Annotated in this window: 19 protein-coding genes; 16 read left to right on the top strand and 3 right to left on the bottom strand. The window is 60.1% G+C overall.

All coding sequences use genetic code 11. The annotated features are described in order from the left end of the window. Positions 1–201: 201 nt before the first annotated feature. Complete coding sequence (locus H567_RS29020; RefSeq protein ID WP_161626611.1) at positions 202–585, bottom strand: hypothetical protein; 384 nt, start codon at positions 583–585, stop codon at positions 202–204. On the opposite strand from H567_RS29020, the gene H567_RS24565 reads away from it, so the two are divergent. From H567_RS24565 to H567_RS0111670, 11 genes are all read left to right on the top strand, one after another. Next, the gene (locus H567_RS24565) at positions 562–2,967 is read left to right on the top strand and encodes a Kelch repeat-containing protein (protein ID WP_161626610.1); all 2,406 of its coding nucleotides are present in this window, start codon (positions 562–564) and stop codon (positions 2,965–2,967) included. The two genes, H567_RS29020 and H567_RS24565, sit on opposite strands and share 24 nt — an antisense overlap. A 236-nt stretch (positions 2,968–3,203) precedes the next feature. Continuing rightward, positions 3,204–3,671: an outer membrane lipoprotein gene (locus tag H567_RS0111720; protein WP_028321546.1), complete on the top strand. Its 468-nt coding sequence runs from the start codon at positions 3,204–3,206 to the stop codon at positions 3,669–3,671. A gap of 31 nt (positions 3,672–3,702) precedes the next feature. Next, positions 3,703–4,230, top strand: a complete 528-nt coding sequence (locus tag H567_RS24560) for a hypothetical protein (protein WP_051184766.1) — start codon at positions 3,703–3,705, stop codon at positions 4,228–4,230. 430 nt (positions 4,231–4,660) lie between these two features. Continuing rightward, positions 4,661–6,913 carry an adenylate/guanylate cyclase domain-containing protein gene (locus H567_RS0111710; RefSeq protein ID WP_035254181.1) on the top strand — a complete coding sequence of 751 codons (2,253 nt, stop codon included), beginning with the start codon at positions 4,661–4,663 and terminating at the stop codon, positions 6,911–6,913. Positions 6,914–7,075: 162 nt separating this feature from the next. Further along, entirely contained in the window at positions 7,076–10,366 is a 3,291-nt protein-coding gene (locus H567_RS0111705; RefSeq protein WP_051184765.1) for a tetratricopeptide repeat protein, read from the top strand. A 194-nt stretch (positions 10,367–10,560) separates the two neighbouring features. Then, positions 10,561–10,794, top strand: a complete 234-nt coding sequence (locus tag H567_RS0111700) for a hypothetical protein (protein ID WP_028321543.1) — start codon at positions 10,561–10,563, stop codon at positions 10,792–10,794. Positions 10,795–11,758: 964 nt separating this feature from the next. Continuing rightward, positions 11,759–12,763 (top strand): branched-chain amino acid ABC transporter permease, encoded by a 1,005-nt coding sequence (locus H567_RS0111690; protein ID WP_028321542.1) that lies wholly within the window; start codon positions 11,759–11,761, stop codon positions 12,761–12,763. Continuing rightward, a complete protein-coding gene (locus tag H567_RS0111685) occupies positions 12,760–13,512 on the top strand; it encodes an ABC transporter ATP-binding protein (RefSeq protein ID WP_028321541.1) in 753 nt (250 codons plus the stop codon). Before H567_RS0111690 ends, H567_RS0111685 begins: the two co-directional genes overlap by 4 nt. Before the next feature lie 9 nt (positions 13,513–13,521). Next, positions 13,522–14,271 (top strand): ABC transporter ATP-binding protein, encoded by a 750-nt coding sequence (locus tag H567_RS0111680; protein ID WP_208598368.1) that lies wholly within the window; start codon positions 13,522–13,524, stop codon positions 14,269–14,271. Positions 14,272–14,275: 4 nt separating this feature from the next. Beyond that, positions 14,276–15,922 carry a class I adenylate-forming enzyme family protein gene (locus tag H567_RS0111675; RefSeq protein WP_028321539.1) on the top strand — a complete coding sequence of 549 codons (1,647 nt, stop codon included), beginning with the start codon at positions 14,276–14,278 and terminating at the stop codon, positions 15,920–15,922. Between the two features lie 24 nt (positions 15,923–15,946). Then, a complete protein-coding gene (locus H567_RS0111670) occupies positions 15,947–16,477 on the top strand; it encodes a response regulator (protein WP_028321538.1) in 531 nt (176 codons plus the stop codon). A gap of 137 nt (positions 16,478–16,614) precedes the next feature. Here H567_RS0111670 and H567_RS24555 read toward each other — a convergent pair whose 3' ends face one another. Next, positions 16,615–17,145, bottom strand: coding sequence for a peptidylprolyl isomerase (locus H567_RS24555; protein WP_051184764.1), 531 nt, complete (start codon positions 17,143–17,145; stop codon positions 16,615–16,617). 406 nt (positions 17,146–17,551) lie between these two features. Here H567_RS24555 and H567_RS0111660 point away from each other — a divergent pair, with 406 nt between their 5' ends. From H567_RS0111660 to H567_RS0111635, 5 genes are all read left to right on the top strand, one after another. After that, positions 17,552–18,454 carry an NOL1/NOP2/SUN domain family protein gene (locus H567_RS0111660; RefSeq protein WP_035254178.1) on the top strand — a complete coding sequence of 301 codons (903 nt, stop codon included), beginning with the start codon at positions 17,552–17,554 and terminating at the stop codon, positions 18,452–18,454. Positions 18,455–18,479: 25 nt separating this feature from the next. Then, positions 18,480–18,893, top strand: a complete 414-nt coding sequence (locus tag H567_RS0111655; protein ID WP_028321536.1) for a hypothetical protein — start codon at positions 18,480–18,482, stop codon at positions 18,891–18,893. Positions 18,894–18,963: 70 nt separating this feature from the next. Further along, positions 18,964–19,623 carry a ferredoxin-like domain-containing protein gene (locus H567_RS0111650; protein WP_028321535.1) on the top strand — a complete coding sequence of 220 codons (660 nt, stop codon included), beginning with the start codon at positions 18,964–18,966 and terminating at the stop codon, positions 19,621–19,623. Positions 19,624–20,237: 614 nt separating this feature from the next. Beyond that, positions 20,238–20,798, top strand: coding sequence for a cytochrome c3 family protein (locus H567_RS0111640; RefSeq protein WP_028321533.1), 561 nt, complete (start codon positions 20,238–20,240; stop codon positions 20,796–20,798). Positions 20,799–20,898: 100 nt separating this feature from the next. Continuing rightward, entirely contained in the window at positions 20,899–22,305 is a 1,407-nt protein-coding gene (locus tag H567_RS0111635; RefSeq protein WP_028321532.1) for a multiheme c-type cytochrome, read from the top strand. A 310-nt stretch (positions 22,306–22,615) separates the two neighbouring features. Here the strand turns inward: H567_RS0111635 and H567_RS29015 are convergent, their stop codons facing one another. Then, positions 22,616–23,116: a pyridoxamine 5'-phosphate oxidase family protein gene (locus H567_RS29015; protein WP_051184763.1), complete on the bottom strand. Its 501-nt coding sequence runs from the start codon at positions 23,114–23,116 to the stop codon at positions 22,616–22,618. Positions 23,117–23,281 lie beyond the last annotated feature (165 nt).

The raw sequence follows: 23,281 nt of genomic DNA, 5'->3' as shown, positions 1-23,281 counted from the left end.
CGCTTCCCTGAGCGTTTCCGCCCAGCGGTCCGCTCTGAATCGGAACGGGGTCGGCATCCTCGTCGCTCCTTTTCGGCGGGTTGACGGGACCATTCTATCGGATCGAACGGGCCCTGTAAAGCGAGGGGCAACATGGAAAGCGCATCCAGCAGTCAACGAATGCGAAAGGCGTCTGCAGCATCGGACGTTTCAACCCGGTGCCTATGGTTCATGGCAGTGATGCCCAAAAGGAAGGGCAAAAAAACAGGCGTTTTCTCCAATCGTCTCTTTTCCGTGGGAGGTGTGCACCTGACACCGTGGGGTCAACCCCGGCGGCTGCAACTCATGGCACGCTGCTTGCTCTTTCGGGCCGGGAATGTCCAGGGGCAGCGGATCGATGGTGAAAAGGGCCCGAGGGGTACCAAAAGAATTCAACAAAGGAGGTATGTTATGAAGTTTAAAACTGTGTTTCACAGTTTGAGGTGCTTTTGCTTCGTTGCCATAAGCGTTTTGCTTTTCTATTTTCTTGCGGTTGTTCCCGGCCTGACCCATGCAGCCGGGCCGTGGAAGCCCGTCGGTTCCATGCACGACAAACGTTTCGCCCACACGGCGACCCTTCTGTCCGATGGGACGGTCCTGGTGGCGGGTGGAATGCAGGACAACGAGGAATTCGCAGGGGTCATTTGCAGCGCGGAGATTTATGATCCTTCAAGCGGCATCTGGGAGCGCACGGGCGATATGAAAACTCGTCGTTCCCACCACACGGCAACGCTTCTACCGGACGGCCGGGTCTTGGTCGCAGGCGGGCGGAAGGCTGGAGACTACAATGAAACGCTCCGGTCGGCGGAGCTTTACGACCCGGCCACAAGGACCTGGAGCGATGCAGGCGCTTTGGAACAGCACAGACTGGAGCATACGGCGACGCTTCTACCGGACGGGCGTGTCCTCGTGGCCGGGGGTTCCATCGACTCCATGCTGCCCGTCGCCGCTGCGGAGATCTTCGATCCCAGAGAGAACGCCTGGAGCCGCACGGCTGATTTGACGATTCCGCGCGCGTCGCACACGGCGACGCTCCTTTCGGGCGGGCGGGTGTTCATCTTCGGGGGCGCGACGGGCGAGAGAAAATTTTCGGATGAGACCGGGGACCTTTACGATCCGGAATCGGAGACATGGACCCCGAGCGCCCCCCTTGCCGGCTGTCCGGTTGCCGGAGCCTGCGCCGTCCAACTTCCGGACTCGGGGGGGCAGGTCATGGTGGTCGGCGGGGCGGGCAGCGCAGGGTATCTGCTCCAGCCTCGGATTTACGACCCGGGCAACGACCAGTGGATCGACAGCGGAGCCCCGACCGTTTACCAGCGCAGCCAGTTTTCTTTGTCCCTCCTGCCGGATGGATCTGTTTTGGCGGCGGGAGGCAGCAACAGAGAAGGGTTTCCGGATTCGGAGGTCTATGTGTCGTCGAGCAAGGGATGGCGTTCCATCGGCCCGATGAATATGAATCGCAAACTGCATACGGCGACCCTGCTGCCCGACGGGACCGTTCTGGTGGCCGGCGGGGCGTGCGGAAAAGAGGTCTTGCCTTCGGCCGAGATCTATGCCCCGGAAGGCCGGCCGAAGGTGCAAAGATCCAGGAGTCTTTTGCAGGCAAGGGCGCACCATACGGCGACCCTTCTTCCGCAGGGACAGGTCCTTGTGGCGGGGGGAGAGGGCTTGTCCCGACGCCCGTTGAACCACGTCGAAGTCTACGATCCGGCAAGCAGGCTCTGGTTCGCGGCGGCTCCGATGGCCTGTGCCCGAACTTCCCACAGTGCTTTCCTTCTTCCTGATGGAGATCTTCTCGTATGCGGAGGGCGTACTGGGAATTGGCCGACGGCAAGCACGGAGGTGTTCCACCCCTTGTCGAAAATCTGGCACACGGTCGAGGATATGCGGATGGCGAGAATGGATTTTGCGGGAACGGCCCTTTCGCACGGCGGCATCCTTGTCTCAGGCGGTCTGAGTGCCAGCGGCATCCTTTGCGAGACGGAGATATTCGATCCGGACAGGGGCGTCTGGATGCCAGCGGGGGAGATGTCACAGCCGCGGTGCCTGCATACTGCGACACTCCTGCACGACGGCAGGGTGCTGGTTGCAGGTGGGGCCGGCCTTTGGGGTCCTGCTGGGGAAGCCGAACTTTATGATCCGGAGACGGGTTCCTGGGTCGAGACGAACTCGATGGCCTTTCCACGCATGGGCCACAGCGCGGTCCTGCTCGCCGACGGAAGTGTGCTGGTTACCGGGGGTGTCAATCAGGAAGGCCTTGTAGCTGCAGTCGAACGATTCGATCCGGCGACAGGTCTCTGGCGCAGTGCGGGCGTACTCTCGGTTCCACGCATGGGCCATTCCAGCCTCGTGTTGCGCGACGGCAGGGCCCTTGTTCTGGGTGGTACAAGCGCCAGAGGCCCCGCCGTATGGGTGGAAATGATGAGACCCGCCACCGATTCCTGGGTCCGGGCGGGCACAACGAGCGATCGCCGCATCGGCTGCACCGCGACCCTGCTCCTCAACGGAGAGGTTATGTTCTGCGGGGGATATTCCGGTCCGGATCGCCTTTCGGGAACCGCAGAGAGGCTGCACGCAGAATCTCCCGTCAACGGCGCCTTCCGGCCTTACGTCGAGCCGGTCGAATCGCCCCTTGAATGGGGATGTGCACTGTCTCTCACGGGTGAAGGCTTCAGGGGCGCAGGCTTTACAGAGGCATCCGGAGGAGATTATAGAGGATCGCCGACCAACTACCCATTGGTCCAACTGCGGCACATGGCGAGCGGGGTGGTAAAGTGGCTTCTCCCAGACCCCGAGGCCTCATTTGCAGATCGTGAATTTCTCTCCGCGAGTGTCGAGGGGGTTCCCGAGGGCTATGCGATGATTACGGTCTATGTCAATGGTAGTCCAAGTCATTCGCGGACCACAAGGTTCGTGGGGCCATCGGGTTGTTGCTTACTGTGTGAATAAGACGGACTCGGGCGGAGGTTCGATGCTCAAGGGTTCCATGCGGGGGGTGGACCCAAGAGATGGCCCTCAGGATGAATTGGTGATTGCAGGGCGGCAAGGTTTTTGATATGATTTCAAATAAACGAAATCTCTCTGGAAATGATGATCCACCGGGAGCGGCTGCGATTCTTGGAGAAGAGCTCCACCCGAATACGCATGTCTGTTGGTCTGCTGAAGATTCCTGAGGAGGGTATAGAATGAAAAGGATCCGCTTTGCAGCGACCGTCTGCATGGGGCTGGTCATGGCCCTGACAGGGGTGGGGTGCGCCCCGAGTTTGTCGAGCGACGTTTACTCCCGCGATGAAGCGAGACAGGTCCAGGTAGCCCACGAAGGGACCGTGGTCATGGTTCGCAGTGTGCAGATCGAAGGGACGCATTCCGGTATCGGGGCCATCGCCGGTGGAATCCTGGGCTACGGGATTGGAAGCACGATCGGCGGTGGAAGCGGACAAACCCTGGCCAGAGCCGCCGGAACGGTGGCCGGCGCCTTGGCCGGTGGAGCTGCCGAGGAGGGCGCCACAAGGCAGAACGGTCTGGAGATTACGGTGAAACTGGACAATGGCGAGGTGGTGTCGATCGTCCAGGCGAATGATGTGCCCTTTGCAAAGGGCGACCGGGTGACGGTTTTGCGGCGGCCCGACGGTAGCGCCAGGGTCTTGCAGTGAAGCAGCAACCTTATGTGACTGGAGGAAGAGGATGATTTCGGGCAGAATCCTCTGCGTGATCGCGGCGATGCTCTTCGCGGGATGTTTTCACGGCTGTTCGGGGCCCTCGGATGAGCCTGTGGAACTGAAGCATTTCCCGGTGGACCGTTTGGAAGGAGTGATCTCCCGAGACGGCGTCCGCCTGGATACAGACAGGAGCAGTGACGGGAACGGGTCGATCCGCATCGATGCGGGAGGTCGGCGGTCCGTCAGGCTTTATGAGACCGGGGACATGGATGTGGAGAATGCCCGGGTGGTATATCAGGCAAAGCTCAGCACAGAGGCCCTCGAGGGAAAGACCTACCTCGAAATGTGGTGTCATTTCCCCGACGGCGGCGAATATTTTTCGAAGGGGCTTCAGTCAACTCTGAGCGGGACGAACGGTTGGGTCACTGTTGAAACACCGTTCATGCTTCAATCTGGTCAGAATCCCGACAATATCCGGCTGAATCTCGTCATCGAAGGTGCGGGAACGGTCTGGGTGGATGACATCCGCCTCTACAGGGCACCCTTGGACTGATATACGGCGCGAGGAGCTTGTTGCGGCGATGCGGCCGGGTTGCGTGCCGGGCGTCGTTCTGCGGGCGATGGGTCCCGGGATGAAGCGCAGCCGTGTTGATTTCGCGAAATACCGGTCCTTTCGGCCCTGCAGCGCCAAGATACTTCAAGGTCTTTCAAAAGCGGAATAAGGGGCAGGTGACGCCCATTGATTTTTCTGTGAATTCGATTTTCGAGCCCGAATAAACATTTTTCCCGATTCAAACCACTCCTCAGCTTTCAGCCGTTTCTGAACCCGGAGCGCCGCCCGGGGAAGCGCGTCTACGTGGCACAACTCGCAGCCAACCGCCTTTTGGCAAAGTCTTTCATTCATATGGCTTCTTAACCAAAGCCCGACTCACAGGTCAATTCTATAACAGGTCAAACGATACCTGGCAGGACAGGGGCAGCCCTTGGCAGTCAAAAAGGCACTCGTCGCAGCCCTGTTTATCGCCGCAGTGGGCGTTCTTCTTTTTCCATGGCTACTCCGGGTGGAGGAAGATATGGGGCTTGCCCTGCTGTTCAGACTCAGGGGTGCCAAATGCCCACCCGCCCAAGTCTGCATCGTCGCCCTCGACAAGGCCTCGGCAAACGCCATGGGACTTCCGGATAAACCCTACCTTTGGCCACGCTCGCTTTACGGACTGCTCGTGGATAAACTCAATGCCCTGGGTGCGGCGGTGATCGTCTTCGATCTTTTCTTCGAGGAGTCCAGGCCGGAGGAGGACAGGGTATTTGCCTCGGCGATGGAAAAGGGCTGCAACGTTGTTCTGTGCCATTCCATCCAACAGTTGTCCGTGCCGATCAGGAGTGCAGAGGGGAAGGAAATCGGCTTTGCAAATCTCGAGACGCTGAAGACCCCCGTCGATGCCCTGGCTATTTCTGCCGCTGCGGTGGCACCGTTTCCGTTGCCGAGAATACCGCTCCGCTTGAATCGCTTCTGGACTGTCAAAGAAACTGCAGGGGATGTGCCGACGCTGCCGGTGGCGGCTTTTCAAATCTTTGCAAAGGATGTCTACCCTGAATTCCTGGAACTTCTCGTCCGGTTTTGCCCGGATGAGGCCGAGCGATTCAAAGCGGGCCTTGCCAGGCCGCAGAAAGCCGGCGAATTCGCCGATCGAATCAGGGATGTCAGGAGGCTCTTCTTACTGGATCCATCCCTTTCGGGACGGATGCTGGAGGCATTGGAGTCGGAGTCTTATCGCCTTTCGAATGGAACGTTGGACCAAGCCCGCCTGCAGGGCCTCAGATCGCTCATCAGGATGTACGGCCAGCCTCCTGACTGCTATCTCAATCATTACGGTCCGGCAGGTACTTTTCGGACCATCTCCTTCTACAAAATGATCCAGACGTTGGCCGACCCTTTGAATTTCGGCCTTCCCGAGTCACGAACCGCCTTCTTTGTCGGAATGAGCGAAAGCCTTCGGCCTCAGCGAAAGGATGGTTTCGATACGGTCTTTTCCTTGTCGAGCGGCGAAGACGTGAGCGGGGTCGAGATCGCGGCTACGTCCTTTGCAAACCTCCTGCAGGGCAACAGCGTCGAACCCTTGCCAATGCTTCTGCGCCTGCTCGTCATCACCTGCTCCGGAGTTGTGCTGGGGTTGATCTGTTTTTTGCTGCCTGCGTTTCCCGCCGCCGCCGGAGCTCTGGCTTTCGGGGGTGTCTACCTGCTTTTCGCGTGGTACCGCTTCGATCATGCAGCGGTGTGGTGGCCGCTGATGATTCCTCTCGGAATCCAGTTGCCGGTCGCTTTCTTCGGCAGTGTCCTTTGGAAATACGGGAGGGTGCAAAAAGAGAGGCGCAGGATGCGGGAGGCGTTCGGATACTATTTGCCCGATGGGGTTGTAGACGGGTTGCTCCAGGATCTCTCAGTGGACGAGGTATCCAGCGGGGTGGTTTACGGGATATGCCTGTTCACGGACGCTGAAAGCTATACCAGCCTCTCGGAATCCATGGATCCTCAATCGCTCAATCGCTTCATGAACCGATATTTCGATGCCCTGTTCGAGCCTGTCAGGCGTCATGGCGGGCTGGTGGTCGAAGTCATCGGGGACGGGATGCTCGCCATGTGGACTACCGCCCGGCCGGAGGCCGATGTCTGCGAGGAGGCCTGCCTGGCTGTGCTCGAGATCAACGAAGCGGTCGAGTCTTTCGGTTGTTCTCCTGAAGGGGTGGCGATGCCGACCCGGATCGGTCTTCACGGTGGCTACATTTACCTCGGCAATGTTGGTGCCAGAGGGCGCTATGCATACCGCCCGGTGGGGGACATCGTCAATACGGCCTCGCGGATCGAGGGTCTCAACAAGTTCCTGTCGACCAAAAGGCTGGTTTCCGAAGCGGTGTTGGGCGAGGTTGAGGCCGTCATCGCCCGGGAGGTAGGTTCGTTTGTCTTTGCGGGAAAGTCGCAGCCCGTTCGAGTGTTCGAGCTGCTCGGCCGAAGGGGGGAAGCTGATGACCTGGTTTTGAGTCTGTGCAATGTTTTTGAAAGGGGATTAAAGGCCTTTCGAAGACGGGACTGGGAAGAGGCGCTGCGGCTTTTCGCGGAATGCATAGGCATGCGAGGCGAAGACGGCCCAAGCCGCTATTACATGGGAATCATTCCTGGGTGCATCGCTTCACCGCCGGCCGAGGGTTGGAAAGGGGAGATCAGTCTGGACCGCAAGTAGCTTCGATCCGGATGGGATCGTTTTGGCCAGTCTCGACGTCAGTCTGCGCCGCTTGTGCAGCGAGCTGCAGGTCGCCTCAGTGCAAACGCTTGATTTCCTTTGTCTCCGTGACTGAGCTTGCGCTCCCTTGCAAGCATCACCAGGGTGGAAAGGCGGGAACCGATGCGCTTTTTGAAATGTCTTGCCATGACGACATCGGTGTTGTGGTTTTTCCTAATCCCTGGCGCCACTTGTGCGGCGGCAGGGGAAGCGCGGGAGCGCTGCGACGGAGTGTCGGCCAGGGTCGTGTCCGTGCAGGGCCGGGTGGAGATCCGCCGGCGGGGAGAGTCCATCTGGTCTCCTGTCGTGATGAATGATCTTTGCTGCTCCGGTGACATGATCAGAGTCGAACGGCATAGCCGCGCGGCCCTGCTCCTGACGAACGAAACATTCCTGCGCCTCGATCAAAACACCACCATCACGCTGATGTCCCTCGAGGATGAAGAACCGTCGATCATCGATCTGATCAGCGGGGTCGTCTATTTCTTCAGCCGTGTCCCTCGCAGCCTCACGTTTCTTACGCCGTTCGTCAACGGAGGGGTGGAAGGGACCGAGTTTCTTGTTCAGGTCAGGGATCAGGAGAGCGTGGTGACGGTTTTCGCAGGCAGGGTCAGACTGACCAATCAGGCGGGCGGGCTCGATCTCGCCGACGGTCAATCGGCGGCGGCGCCTGGCGGGGCGGCGCCCGTCAGACGGTTTCTGGTGCGTCCCAGGGATGCGGTGCACTGGTCCCTCTACTATCCTCCGATCCTGGAGGAATCCGAATCGGGTGGAAAGGTGACCCGGCGCGCCTCCCTCGCGCTGGAGGTCGGTCGCTCGGATGAAGCGCTGCGCGATCTGACGGAGGTGCTGCAACGGGATTCCAGCTTTGCCCCGGCCCTGGCCTTGCGGGCGCTGATCGCTCTCGTACAGAACGACCGCGATGCCGCTGTCCAGTGGGTTGAGCGGGCCATCGATGCCGATCCGCGGTCGCCGACGGTGCTGATGGCAAAATCCTATGTGCAGCAGGCGGGATTCGAGATCGAGGATGCCTTGAAGAGCGCCGAGAATGCCGCCGCCACGGCCCCTTCGAGCGGGTTGGTGTGGTCGCGTGTCGCGGAGCTGCGGCTGATGACAGGCGATCACAGCGGTGCGCTCGACGCCGCGGAGAGGTCGGTCGCTCTGCGTCCGGATACGGCGCGGCACCAGACGGTTCTGGGGTTTGCCTTCCTGAACGAAACAGCCCTGGAGAAGGCGGTGGATGCCTTCGAGCGGGCCATAAGCCTCGATCCGGCCGACCCGCTTCCAAGGCTCGGGCTGGGTCTCGGGAAAATCCGCGGAGGAAACCTCGAGGGTGGAAGGGCGGAACTCGAGATCGCCGTCGGTTTGGATCCCGGGAACGCCCTTTACAGGAGTTGTCTCGCAAAGGCCTACTATGACGAAAAGCGGGACGGGCCGGCGGCCGGGCAGCTGCAAGCTGCAAAGGCGCTCGATCCGCTCGATCCGACGCCTTGGTTTTACGATGCGCTTCGCAAACAGAGCCTCAATCGGCCGGTGGAGGCGATGGATGACCTGCAGCGCTCCATCGATCTGAATGACCACCGGGCGGTCTATCGCTCACGTTTGCTGCTCGACCAGGATCTGGCGGCGCGCAGTGCGGGTCTGGCCCGCATTTACAGCGACCTCGGTTTCGAACAACTCGGACTGGTGGAAGGATGGCGGTCGGTCGACGCCGATCCGGCCGATTATTCCGCCCACCGGTTCCTCGCTGACAGCTATGCCGCGCTTTCGAATCACGAGATCGCCCGGGTAAGCGAATGGCTTCAAGCGCAGCTGCTCCAGCCTTTGAATATCACCCCGGTCTCCCCGCGATTGGCCGAGAGTGATCTCTATGTACTGGAGGGGGCTGGTCCGGCCAATGGCGGCTACAATGAGTTCAACCCGCTCTTTGCCAGGAATCGCCTGGCCCTCCAGGCAAGCGGGATCGCGGCCGGAAACAGGACCTGGGGCAGCGAGGTGATCCAATCCGGCATCTCCGACGCGTTTTCCTACAGCGTGGGCCAATATCACTACCAGACCTCGGGATACAGGCCCAATAATGATTTCATGGAGAACCTCACAAACGTGTTTCTTCAGACAAGCCTCTCGCCGGACACGAGCGTCCAGATGGAATGGCGCATCCGAAATACGGATTCGGGGGATCTCGCCCTCCGGTTTGAACCCGATGCCTATCTCGGAAGCCTGAGGCAGGACGAAGAGGCCCTTTTTGTTCGGTTCGGTCTGCGTCACACCCTGAAGCCCGGCTCGGATCTGATTGCGTCGCTGATCTTTCAGCATCTGGATTGGAATCTGGGTTTCAGGGAGCCGGTCATGCCGGGAGTCGATTTCTTCGATCAATCATCGGGCGACAGCCGGGGAACCATCGGCGAGGTGCAGCATCTGTACCGGAGATCGGCCTTGAATCTGGTGAGCGGACTGGGCCATTTCAGCGGCAGCAGCCGGCTGGCGGTGAACACCGCCTTCGAATGCCTCCCTTTTCCTCCCTGGGGCTGTGCATATTCCGAAAAAGCGGACATCCGGCATTCGAACGCCTATTCCTATGCCACTTTACGCTATCCCAGGGATGTCGCATGGGTCATTGGGGCGAGCATCGATCGGTACGAGGGGGATCTGGACGACAAGACGCGGTTGAATCCGAAACTGGGCGTGACCTATAGGCCTTTTGCGGATACGACCCTGCGGGGTGCGGTTTTCAGGACGCTCAAGAGGACCCTGATCGCGAACCAGACCGTCGAACCGACGCAGATAGCAGGGTTCAATCAATTCTTCGACGACGCGAATGGTGCGGATTCCTGGCGCTTCGGCCTGGCGATGGATCAGCGTCTGGCAAAGCGGCTCTTTGCGGGGATCGAGGCCTCGAAGCGCAAGATCGACTTCGCCTACCAGGATTTTCAGGAGTTTTGTCAACCGCCCACCGTCAAAGGGACTGACTATGAGGAGGATCTCCTGCGGGGATATGTTTACTGGGCGCCGCACAAAAGGATTTCGGCAACGGCGGAGTTCAGACAGGAAAAGCTCACGGCGGACCCGGAATATCTTGGCGGGGGAAGTTTTACCTCACTCGAGACGCTCCGGGTGCCCCTCGGCATCCGGTTCTTCCATCCCTGGGGATTCGGTGCCGATCTGACGGTCACCTATGTGGATCAATCCGGATCCTTCGGCGATCCGGAATTCGGGGCTACGCGGGATGAGGGTGACACCTTCTGGGTCACCGATGTGGCTTTCCATTACCGGTTGCCCAAAAGGAGGGGCATCGTCAGCATGGGTGTCAAGAATTGTTTCGACGAATCGTTCCGATACTACGAACCTGACGCAGTCAACCCGGAGATTTATCCGGAAAGGTTGTGGTTCGTCCGAATGACCCTCGCATTCTGAGGATGATGCGGCATCCTCGGAAAGGGAGAATGGGGGAAATCAAAGGCTGTTGTGTACGGAAAGGGGGTGCGAGGTTCTACGCGGCGGCAGCGAGGCCCCTCGAGGTCCACATGCAGGGGCGCGCCGGAGGCAATGAGAATGCTGGACTTTCAAGAGGCATATCCTGAATGGAGTGTCAAGACGAGGAGGGGGCCATGATTGAGGGTGAAGAGACGTATGAAGTCGTCATCAGGATTCCGGTCAAAAACGGCCGCTTCGATTTCAGCAAAGCCCGGGTGGAAGGCGGCGAGGAGATAAAACCGCCTTATAACCTGAGGGTCCACGAGATGGTCAGCATCTCGATGCAGATAGGGGAAGGAAACTCGCACTATGTTTACCTGCATTTTCCAGACTGCCGCTACGTCAAAATCCTGCTGCCTTGGGGCTGAGGAAAGACGTCCTGCCGTGGTGGTCCGCGAGTCTGCTCGGGGGGAGTGACCGGCCTGGCTTCCATCTGAAGAAAATTATCGGGTGAAACCCGGCTTCCGATCTGGAAATCCTCATTTCGGCCCATTTTGGCGACCATTTGGATGCTTGCCGATCACTGCCCTGTGCGAATGAAAGCAGGGTGCCCAACCCGAAGGGAAGGACTCCGGCCGCGTCCTGTTCGGACGCGGCCGGAGCGGAGGAGGAAGACCCGTGTTGCGGGTCGGACGAAGGAACCAGGAGGAAGGTAGACGCCGTGTTCCTTCATGGCATGAGTTGAGTCGGCGTCGCCAGTACTGAAAAGCAAACTCCGTGCCACAGATGGCATTAAGTCAAAAAGCTTGTATTCGTAATATGTTAGCGGATGTCGGCCGTTTCGTTTTTTTCTCCGCCGCCCCGTCGCCTATTCGGTTTTTGTCCCGCCGGTATCGGGAAACGGCCGGTGATCCAGGCCTGCCCCGCGATTTGTCAGGGCCGCAGGATGATGCAGCTCCGGCAGATTCTTGTAAGTGACTGTCTTTAAATTATATTTGCTTGGAAAGCGAGAAGGGCGGGGGGCTTGTTTCTTGCCTGCCCGGTATTTTGTGCTTGGATGCACAGTCCCTGGTGGTCCTGCGGGATTTTTTACGGGGCAGGCCGAGGCCTTTCAGGTTTTTGTTGAAAAAGGCTTCTCTTTTTGTTTGAATGGCGTCCATCCAACCTTCTTTGAGTTCGAGGGCCTATCCTGAAGGGACGGGCGCCGCCGAACAGGAACGTAGCCGAGAATTGCAGCTGAAGACCTGAATCGGATACGCGGCTTCCCCTTCGTCCAGTCTCGAGGAGTGAACACCCCCCGGCGGGATCCCGGCTTCATGGTTGTCGATGCCTTTCCGCCTTGTCTCAGCCGCAGGAGCCGCTCCTGCCCAGTCGGAGAAAGGATAGCCTGACTTGAAATTGCGCAGGGAAAGAATCGATCGAGGCATCAAGGCGCGCTCCGGCGATGTCTTTGCTCTCTCCTCCTGGCGAGAAATGTTCTATCTGGCGTTTCCCCGTCTGCTGCCCATTGTCGGATTCATCGTCTTGCCCCTGATCCTGGGCGTCTATTGGCAAAAGGTTCTCATCTCGGTGGCTGTCTTCGCTTTGTTGGCCATCAGCTGGGATATCCTGGCCCAGAGCGGCATGGTTTCCCTCGGACAGGCACTCTTCTTCGGCATGGGGGCTTACGCCTCCGGGGTGCTGAACCACAGCTTCGGCCTGTCCCCGTTCATCGCGATCCCCATGGGGACGCTCTTGGGGGGGCTCATCTGTACGATCCTTTTGCTGCCTGTCCTGCGCCTGCGGGGAATCTATTTCGCCATGGTCACCCTGATCATTCCCCTGATGCTGGTCAGGATCATCGAGGCCACCAAGGTCTTCGGAGGGACCGAGGGGCTGAGCGGCCTCACGCCGCTGCCGAATGTCTGGGTGGAGGTCTACTGTGTCGTTGGCGCTCTTCTGGCGGCCCTTTTCGGGTTCCGCCGGCTGATGGATTCCGATTTCGGACTGGTGCTCAGAGGGATCAATGACAACGACCGGTCGGTTATGAATGCCGGGATCGATGTCACATGGTTCAAGATCCAGTCCCTCTTCATGGCCGGCTGCATCGGGGCCTTCGCCGGTGCCTTCACCACTCATGTCTACATGTTCGTCGGCATGCCCGTCTTCGCCCTCGATTACTCCATCCTGCCGATCGCAGCCGCCGTCGTGGGCGGACCCGGGAGCCTGGCCGGCGCGACGCTCGGTGCGAGCATCCTGGTCCCGCTCTCGGAGGTCCTGCGCGGCTTCGGAGGGCTCAGGATCATCCTGTACGGGGTCTTTCTGGTCGTTTTCATCGTTGCCCTCCCCGAGGGCCTCTTCCCTTATATCCAGCGCAAGTACCAGCAGTTCGAGCGCTGGGTGGAGGTGGACAAATGAGCGGAACCCCCATTTTGCAGGTGAGCGGTTTGACCAAGACCTTCGGCGGCGTTCTGGCCCTCAACGCGGTAAGCTTCGATCTGATGGAAGGTGAGCTTCTGGGGGTGATCGGCCCCAACGGTTCCGGCAAGACCACCCTGGTCAACTGCATCAGCGGATTCGTGCGCCCCAGCTCCGGCAAGGTCCTTTACAAAGGGCAGGACATCACCCACTGGCGGCCGCACCGCATCGTGCGGCTGGGACTGGCGAGGACCTTCCAGATGGTGCGGCCCTTTTACCGTCTCCCGGCCTTCAAGAACATGATCATCCCCCTCTATTCTCCGAGGGTCAAGGGATTGGCGGGAGGGAAGTTCGGCGCGCGCGAGGCGGTGGCGCTCGATCTTTTGGAGGAGGTGGGCTTCGAGCGGGATTCGCACGTCGCTTACAAAGTGGCGAGCGTCCTGCCGCAGGGCTATCTGAAGCGGCTCGAGCTGGCCAAGGCGATTGCGCTTCAGCCCGATCTGATCATTCTGGACGAGCTCTTCTCCGGGTTGAGCCTTGCCGAGGTCGGGAGCATCGTACCGATCATCGAAAAGCTCCGCGGCGAAGGGCGGTCCATCATCATGATCGAGCATCGTCTGAAGGAGCTCTTCAAGATCAGTGACCGCGTCATGGTGCTCAACTTCGGTATGAAGATCGCCGAAGGGCCGGCGGCTGAGGTGATGGAAAACGAAGAGGTCAAACGGGCCTATCTGGGCTCCGAGGCCTGATGAGGGTGGATGATGCTGACGGTTCGTAATCTGATGGTGTTTTTCGAGAACGCACTGGCGTTGAACGATTTCGGCATGGAGGTCGAAAAGGGGGAAGTCGTGGGCGTGATCGGTTCCAACAGCGCCGGCAAAACCACGCTGATGAACACGCTCTCCGGCCTCATCATCGACATGCGCATCAAGGAGAAGCGCCGTGGCGGGGAACGGATCACCGTCTACGGCCACATTTCCTACGACGGCGAAGACATCACCGAGTTGCCGCCGAGCGAACGGGTGAAAAAGGGCATCGTGCTTTCGCGCGAGCGCCACCCGGTCTTCCCTGAGAGTACGGTCGTCGAAAACATGCGGATCGCCGGCTATCTACGGAAAAGGGCCGAAATCCAGGAGACGATGGACTACGTCTTCAAGCTCTTCCCCGCGCTGGTGCATCTGAAGAGCCGGAAAGCCGGCTTTTTGAGCGGAGGCGAGCAGCAGATGCTCGCTGTGGGCATGGCCCTGGTGGTGCGCCCTGTGCTGCTGCTTCTGGACGAGCCGCTCCTCGGGCTGAGTCCGATGATGCAGCGGATCCTGATGGACGGCATCATCAGCCTGAACCGGGAATCGGGGATCACCATCGTCTTGAGCGAACAGTTCGCACGCCCGATTTTACCGTTGATCCACAGGGGGTATGTCATTGAAAACGGCATGCTGAGTATGGCAGGGACCGGGGCGGAGTTGATGGACAATCCGGAAGTCAAGGCCGCCTACTTCGGGGTTTGATCTTATGGGAAAGACAAACGGGCGCAACATCTTCGGGACGTTCGCCGCCATGGCCGAGAAGCGGGGGCGGAACGCCGCCGTCATTTACCTGGGGACGCGCTACAGCTACGCCCGGGTGAGAGACATGGCCGAGCGGTTCGCAGGTGCTTTGCAGGGTCTCGGCCTGGCGCCGGGGGACCGCGTCATGATCTACCTGCCCAATTCCATCCAATGGGTGGTGGCCTGGCTCGGCATCCAGCGCGCCGGCGCGGCGGCGGTACCGATCACGCCGATCTACACCCCTTACGACCTGCGCTACATCGCCAACGACAGCGGAACCGGAACGGTCGTCTGCGCCGACACGAACTTCGGCTACGTCACCCGCATCATGCCCGAGACAGGCATCCAGCGCATCATCGTCGCCAAGATGGCGGATCTCCTGCCCTGGTGGAAACGATCGTTCGGGTATCTGTTCGACGTCGTTCCGAAGGGAAAGACGGCGCAGGGACCGCATGTGTATGGTTTCAGACGCATGCTCTCCGGCCGTCCAGGGAAGGTCGGCGGAGAGGCTGCCCCGGCGCGCTCCGGAGCGGACACGGCCGAGATCCTTTACACGGGGGGTACGACCAAACACCCCAAGGGCGTGCCGATGTCGCATGAGCTTTTCCTCACGTCCGCCATGGAGCAGATCAAGGTCAGCGAGCCGCTCTTCCCTCCCGAGGAAAACGTCATCCTGGGCAATGCGCCCCTCTTTCACATCCTGGGACAGACCTGCAGCCTCGCGACCCTGCTGGTCGGCGGATGCCTGATGCTTCAGCCGAAGGTCAATCTGGATGCCACGTTCGATGCGATCCAGCGTTTCAAGGCCCGGACGATGATCGGCGTTCCGGCCCTCTACCGAATGATCCTGGAGCACAACCGTCTCGACCAGTACGATCTCGGTTCGGTGGATTACTGGTACAGCGCGGGCGACGTGCTTCCGCTCGAGGTTGCGAAGCGCTGGCGCGAGCGGTTCGGCAAACCGATCTATCAAGGGTACGGATCCACGGAGACCTGCGGCGGAATCACGATGTGCCCGACCGACGTGGAGAATCCGCCGGGGAGCGTCGGTCGCGTCGTCCCCAGCAAAAGCGTACGCCTGGTCGATCCCGCTACGCTCGAAGAGGTGCAGACGGGGGAGCCCGGCGAACTCCTCGTCCATTCGGAGCACATGGTCAGGGCCTACCTGAACAAGCCCGAAGAGACCGCCGAGTCCTTCATCGAGCGGGAAGGGCGGCTGTGGTATCGAACGGGCGACATCATGAAGATGGACGAGGAGGGCAACCTCTATTTCGTGGACCGCACCGTGGACACCATCAAGCACAAGGGCTACCGCGTCTCGGCCTCCGAGATCGAGGCCGTTTTGCAGGAACATCCTGCGGTGATCGGCTCCTGCGTCGTCGGCGTCCCCGACAAGAAGGTGGGCGAGCGGATCAAGGCCTTCGTGGTCCTCAAGGAGGACGTCAAAGGCATCACCGGATATGATCTGATCAAGTTCTGCCGGGAAAAACTGGTGGATTACAAGGTCCCGCAATATATCGAGTTCCGGGACATGCTGCCCAAGTCCAAGGTGGGAAAACTCTTGCGGCGGGAGGTTCGGAGCGAAGGACAGCGCAGGGCGGACGTCGGATGACGGGGCCCTGTTTGCGCGGGTTGAATGGTGAATCGAAAAAAGCGCGTTCTCGACGACAAACGAATCCTTGCCGTAGATGATGAACCCGATGTGCTCGAGGCCCTCGAGGAAGAACTGGAAGACTACGAGGGTCTCGTGTTGGACACGGCCAGGGACTTTCGGACCGGCTATAACCTCATCCGTTCATGGACCTATGACATCGTCATCCTCGACATCATGGGCGTCCGGGGTTTCGACCTGCTGAATGCGGCCGTGCAGCTGCGTTTCCCGGTAGTGATGCTCACGGCGCACGCCCTCAATCCGGAGAGCCTCAGACAATCCATCGAGTTGGGGGCCAGGGCGTATATTCCAAAGGAAAACCTGGCTGAAATAACCCACTTCCTGGAGGATGTCCTGACTCTGGGCTATCAGCCGATGTGGCGCCGGGTTTTCGACCGCCTGGAGGGGATCTTCAACGCCTCCTTCGGACCCCTCTGGCAGAAGGACCAAAAAGACTTGTGGGAACAGGTCCGATCGGGCCGCTACGAGCTGAAACCGGTGATCCTGAAAAAATAGCCGCGACACAGGCGACGGCCTGCATGGCGGCGTGCCCTGCGGTCGGCTAGGGCCTCCTTGCGGCCCCTCTCCTGGCGGGAGGCAGCCTGTGCGGTCGACCCTGCACGGGTGCGGCTGCCTCCCCGGCATATGTCGTTCTATGCCTTGGGCGCGGCCATCTCCCTGGCCGACTCGATCAGGACGGGCTTCAGCGGGACGTCCTGGTGCATTCCGCTCGATCCGGTGGGTACGGCTGCGATCTTGTCCACCACGTCCATTCCCTCCACGACCTTGCCGAAGACCGCGTACCCGAAATCCCGCTCGCCGTGATCCAGGAAATCGTTGTCGACCAGGTTGATGAAGAACTGGGCCGTGGCGCTGTCCTTGATCTGCGTCCTCGCCATGGCGAGGGTCCCGCGGGTGTTCTTCAGGCCGTTGTCGGCCTCGTTCTTGATGGGCGGCCGGGCGGGCTTCTCCTGCATCTTGGGGGTCATGCCTCCGCCCTGGATCATGAACCCGGGTATGACGCGGTGAAAGATGGTCCCGTTGTAAAAACCCGTCTTGACGTAGGTGAGAAAGTTCTGCACGCTGATGGGCGCCTGTTCGGGAAAGAGTTCGATCTGAATGTCTCCGAGAGACGTTTTCAATACGACCATGCGGCCAGTCCTCCTTGTATTGCAATCATGGATTGCAGGATGAGATGTTCATCCGAGCGGGGCCGTTTTTATCCGGAAAAGCGCCGTCGCGTTCTTGCGCCCCCTCCCGCCCGCCGTTTCAGGGCGGATGGCGCTTGAAGGCGGGCTCGTTGATCGCGGCGGGTTCCCCCAATGATGTGCGCCCTGTCGGATGGCGCAGACACCATAACAGAACCCGGGGGCCGTTGCAACGACAAGTCAATTGCCCCGGGTTTGCATCGCCCGGCCGGCGGCGCAGACGTTGCCGCCGGATTCGACCGGGATCGAGCCCGCCGCACGTCCCGCCTGGGCATCGGAGCAGATTTTTTATAAAATGAGTAGGTTGGGATTTATATTGAAATCTCGGGCGCTGGAATGGTAAGAAACGGCCGCCATGATAGATCGTAAAGGACGCCTCCCTATGCCCTTCGTGTTTCCGCGTTACCAGGTTATCGTTCCTGATTACCCGCTCTTCGAAGAGAAGCTCCGCGATCCGCTTCCCGTGCACCTCCGGGTGAACCAATTGAAGGCCTCGCCCGGCGCGGTGCGCACCGCCCTCGAACGTACAGGCATCAGCCTGCTGCCTTCCATCGATGACGCCCACGGCTTGTATGAGGCGCAGGGCCTCGATGCCCCTGGAAATCTCCTGGCCTACTATATGGGGCAAATCCATCCTCAGGCGTTGACCTCCTGTCTCGCTGCCCTGGTCCTGCAGCCGGCGGCGGGGCAGTGTGTACTCGATCTGTGCGCTGCCCCGGGGGGAAAGACCGCCCATTTGGCACAGTTGATGGGAAACCGCGGGCTCGTCGTCGCCAATGAATTGTACGCAAGCCGCCAGGTCCCGCTGGGCCACACCCTGGCCCGCCTGGGGGTGGCCAATACGGTGGTGACGGGGTATCAGGCCCAGGAATTCCCGCTGCGGCAGCGTTTCGACCGGGTTCTGGCGGATGTTCCCTGCTCGGGCGAGGGGCGTTTCAGGCGCGTCAAGGCCGGTTCGCACGCCCGCGGTTCGACCGGCAAGACCTGGATGACGGACCTTCAGCGCAAGATCATCCTGCGGGCCTATGACCTTCTGGATGAAGGCGGGCGCCTGCTGTACGCCACCTGCACCTACAATCCCCTTGAAAACGAGGCGGTGGTCCAGTATCTTCTGGAGAACCGTGAGGCCCGCCTGATCCCGATCCAGTCGGGTATCGCCGCGGAACCTGGTATACAAGAGTGGGAAGATGAACGATACGACCGGCAATTGGCTATGGCCGCCCGATTCTATCCGCATCGGGTCGACTCCGTGGGATTCTTCATGGCCCTTATCGGCAGACCCTGATGTCCGCCGATCGCTGCTGGGATACTTGGATGAACGGTTCGGCATCCCGGCGGCGAGGTTCGATGAGTTCCTTTTGCTGGGGAGCCGCAGGAGCTGGTTTCTGCTGAGGAAATCGGGTGCCCTGACAGCGGCGGCGCGTCTGAAGATCGAGCAGGCCGGGTTGAAGGCCTTTCAGCAGGTGGGCGCGTTTGTCAAACCGACGACCCGGTTCGTCCAGCTCTTCGGCCACCTGGCCGTCCGGGCGAGGGTGGTGGTGGACCGTGAGATGCTTGCTGGACTGACTGCGGGTGAGCGGATCCCGGTGGACTCGGCGGCCGGCCAGGGTTACCTGATCCTCGAGTATGCGGAAGGCGGCATCCTGGGGCTGGGGTTTTTGAAGGACGGACTCTTGCGGTCCCAACTGCCCAAAAAGGAGCTGCGTGCAGGGATGTTCGACTGAGCCGGCCGGCTTGCAAGGAAGAGGACATCGCTTTTCGATGCGTTTCAATGCCACTGACAAGGAGGACAACATGCTGAAAGACGGTGAAAAAGGAGCTATTCTTCAAAGGGACAAGGAAACCTATGCGATCGCACCCCACCTGCCCTGCGGGGTCGTGTCGCCCGAGACGTTGCGCAAGATTGCCGATGCGGCCGAGAAATTCAACTGCGCGGCCCTCAAGGTCACCAGCGCGGCCCGCATCGCCATGGTGGGGATCAAGGAAGAGGACATCGACCAGGTCTGGGCCGAACTCGGGATGGCGCCCGGCGCTGCGGTAGGCCTTTGTGTGCGGAGCGTCAAGGTCTGCCCCGGGACGGCCTTCTGCAAGCTGGCCCAGCAGGACAGCCTGGGCGTCGGCATGAAGCTCGACGAAATCTACCATGGCATGGAATTCCCGAGCAAAACGAAGATGGGCGTGAGCGGCTGCAATAACCAATGCGCCGAGAACTGCATCAAGGATGTCAGCCTTGTCGGAAAGAAGAGCGGCTGGACGCTGATGGTGGGGGGCTGCGGGACCGGTAAACCCCGTCTGGCCGATGTCCTCGAGGAGGGCCTCAGCACGGAAGACGCCCTGAAGCGCATCGACAAGGTCTTGACCTACTACAAGGAAAACGCCAACAAAGGCGAGCGCGTCGGCAAGATGATCGACCGGATCGGGTTCGATGCCTTTCGCAGCGCTGTGATGGGGTAGCGATCCTCTGTACGGGCATCCTCATGCTTCAGGGATCATCGGGTGCTCGGGAAGCCGTGGCTTCTAAGAGCAGTGGGCCCCGAACTTCAAGGGACACGGGTGAAAAACGTCAAGGGTCCTGTTGGGGATCGACGGGTGTTTTCACCTGTTGTTCCCGGCATAGAGCGAAAGACCGCTTCTCGAGGGGACCGCAGGAGTCCCCTTCCGGTTTTTCAGTCAGGATGAACGGTTTTCCCGACCCGAAATGATTCTTCCGCATCGCATGAGTTGCTCCCGCCGGAGAAATGATCCCTCTGCCCACTGTGAGCCGTTTCTGTAACGGGTGTCCATCTGGAAATGATTTCCCGCTGGAACCCCGTTTCCATCCAGTGATGAGGATTTTGGGCCGATATCGAGGAAATCGAGCGTTGGCGCGGAGGCGGCCTGCAGCCCGCCGCACAGGCAAACGTCCGGATTGACGCTGAGATGGGCCAAAAGGACCATTTCCGGTAAGCATCGAAATATCGGTTGACAGAGCGGGACCGATATTCGATAGTAGAGCACGACCGCTGGTCGCCCCGCCTTCCATGAGAAGACCTATTTTCGGCTCGCCCACCGGGTGAAAGGGGAATGAAATGAGGACACCTTTCTGGAAGAAGATCCTCAAACCGGCCATCTACATCACCGTGGGTATCCTTGTAGCCTTTCCGCTGTTCAGCATCACCTATTTTACCATGGTCCGCACCTCGACACCGCAGTTCTGCGCCACGTGCCACGAGATCCGCTTCGCCTACAACACCTGGAAGACCTCCAGCCATGTCAACAACGGTCAGGGGTTCGTGGCCGACTGCATGGATTGCCACTTGCCGGCACCCCACCAGACCTTCGAATTCTTCTATGCCAAGACAGCGCACGGTATCAAGGACATCGTTGTCCATTTCATCCAGGACGAGTACGACCACGCCCTCAACCGCGAAAAGGCCTACGCGTCCTTCAAGAACGACCAATGCCTCAAATGCCACCGTAACATCCTGTATCTTCCTGAGAAGCGCGGGGCCATGCTGGCCCATCGCTCGGTGATCTTTGCGCGGCCGGGGTATGAAAAGCGATGCGTGGATTGCCACCGCGACCTGGTGCACAATCCGCGCCCGGTCTATGCGTATAAGCAGTTCGAAGAGGGATACAGAGGCCTGTGATGGCCACCTGTTCATCGAGGGTTCGTGCGGAAGCGCGGGTTTTGCGTCCGAAGACCCGGGGCGGCCGCCCCATTCACGCAGGAGAAGGGAGGGTTCGATGATGAAGCGATTCCGGTTGGTTGCGACGCTCTTCGGCGCCGCGGTGCTGCTCCTGGTGGCGGTGCCGCGCGCGGGGATCACCCAGGAGGAGGCCGTAAACGTTCCCAAGGTCAAGGCGTTCAGGATCGAGCGGAGCATGTCGAAGGAGGCCGTTGCCTGCATCGAATGCCACAAGCGGGAGCATCCCGGCATCTTTGCCGATTGGGCGGCTAGCCGGCACGCAGCCGCCAACATCACCTGCCTAGATTGCCACCAGGCCGAGTCCTTCGATCCCGATGTGAGCCGGGAGCACGAAAAGCAGTACCAGCGCTCCGAACTGCCTTACGGGTCGCCTGAGTACAAGGTCCCTGTCGCCGCAGCCGTGACGCCCAAGGACTGCTCACGCTGCCACCCGGATGAAGCCAGACAGTACAACATCAGCAAGCATGCCAACACCCTCGAGATCATCTGGAAGATCGACTCCTGGCTCATGAAGGGCATGAACAGCGAATTCGAGCGGCTGAGCGGATGCTACACCTGCCATGGGACGGTGCTCAAGGTGAAGGACGGGGATCTCGACCCCGACACCTGGCCGAATGTGGGCGTCGGGCGGATCAACCTGGACGGGAGCCGCGGCAGCTGCACGAGCTGCCACACGCGCCACCGCTTCTCGGTCATGGAGGCGCGCAAACCCGAGGCCTGCGGGCAATGCCACCTCGGCCCGGATCACCCGCAGATCGAGATCTTCATGGAATCGAAGCACGGCGACATCTACACCGCGTTCGGCGACACTTACAACTGGACCGCCGCCGCCGGCACCTGGACGGCCGGGGTGGATTACCGGGCCCCCACCTGCGCAGCCTGCCACATGTCGGGCTCGGGCTCCGTGCTGACCTCACACGACGTGACCGAGCGGCTGGCATGGGAGACCCAGGCGCCCTTGACCGTCCGGCCACAGGATTTTGCCGCGTTCCCGGCGGCGACCAACTACCAGATCGAACGGGACAAGATGAAGGATGTCTGCAAGCAGTGCCACGCCCGGAGCTGGGTCGACGGACACTTCTCCAAGTTCGACCGCGTCGTCGAAGAATACAACACGGTCTACTACGAACCTGCCAAGAAGGTGTTCGACGAGCTGTATGAAAAACAGCTGCTGGACAAGGGCCGTTATTTCGACGAACGCCTCGAGGTGGATTTTTACGAACTTTGGCACCACGAAGGCCGGAGGGCCCGTTTCGGCGCCGCCATGATGGCCCCGGACTACGCCTGGTGGCACGGGTTTTACGAGTGCAAGATCCGCTTCAACAACTTTATGGAAGAGGCGCGCCACCTGATCGAAAACAACCAGAAGGCCTATGTGGCGAAGGATTTCCCGAATGCGACCGGCTCTACGGAGGTGCCGCCCGAGGCTGCCCCGACAGGCCGTTAGCGTGCATCGGAGGCCTCCCGCCGACAGGGAAGTGTCTGTGGGAGGATGTTCGGCCCATCGTCCGAGACCGGATTGAACCGCTCAAAGCCCCGCTCCCTGTTTCCCTGAGAGCGGGGCTTTCGTGTTCAGGGCGGGAAGGTTCAGAGGCCGGGGAAGGACGACGTTGCAGCGCCGCTGGGGAGTGAAGCCGGGATGTTCGGTCTATGGGTGGGAGGCTCCTTCGCGGATGAGCGTGTGGGGAAATCGTTTCCCGGTTTTGTTCCACGGGGCGGAACGGGCATGGGGTCATCTTGCCCAGTCGCGTCCAGGATCAAAGGGTGACCGTTTCCCTGAATCCGAAGGCGATGCTGTTGTCGAGGTAATAGATCAGATCCGGTTTGAAGGCGTAAAACCGGACGTGGAAGCGCTCCGAAAAGGCATCCAGGTCGAGCCGTTTGCCGGGAGTGAAAAACTCTCGCGTAAACGAGAATTTGCGCATGTAGGCCTGCAGCCCTTTAAAGGCCTTGAAACCTGCGCGGATATGGACGATCCGCCCCGACATCTGAAGTCCGCGGATCCCTTGCCAGGAATCCGATTCGGCAAAAATGGCCGCCGCCGCTCCTTTGTCAGGCAGGGACTCCTGGATATGCCGCGATTCGGGGCTCGAGAAAAAATAGAAGGATCCGTCAATACAGGCGTAGTAGACGGGGGCCGCCCATGGGCCGCTGTCTCCGCCGGTGGCCAAGGTCATGGTGCTGCGGCTGCGGATCAGTTCTTCGGCCATCGCGGTGAGCTGTGCAGTGCCCGGAGCCTTCTGTTTTTCGTTCTTCATCGATGGGCCTCCAACCGTTGAACCGTTTTCGGATAAAATAAATTGAGTGTCAATTCGGAAATGCAGCACGTCCGCTTCAGTGCGTTTCGATTCTGAATGGGGCGGTTTTTTCCAATGCCGCCGCCTGTCCAGCTCTGCCCTTTCGGGATGGGCCCAATCTCCTTG

Source organism: Desulfatiglans anilini DSM 4660 (genome assembly GCF_000422285.1).
GTDB lineage: Bacteria > Desulfobacterota > DSM-4660 > Desulfatiglandales > Desulfatiglandaceae > Desulfatiglans > Desulfatiglans anilini.
This window is presented reverse-complemented; position numbering and strand designations above follow the sequence as displayed.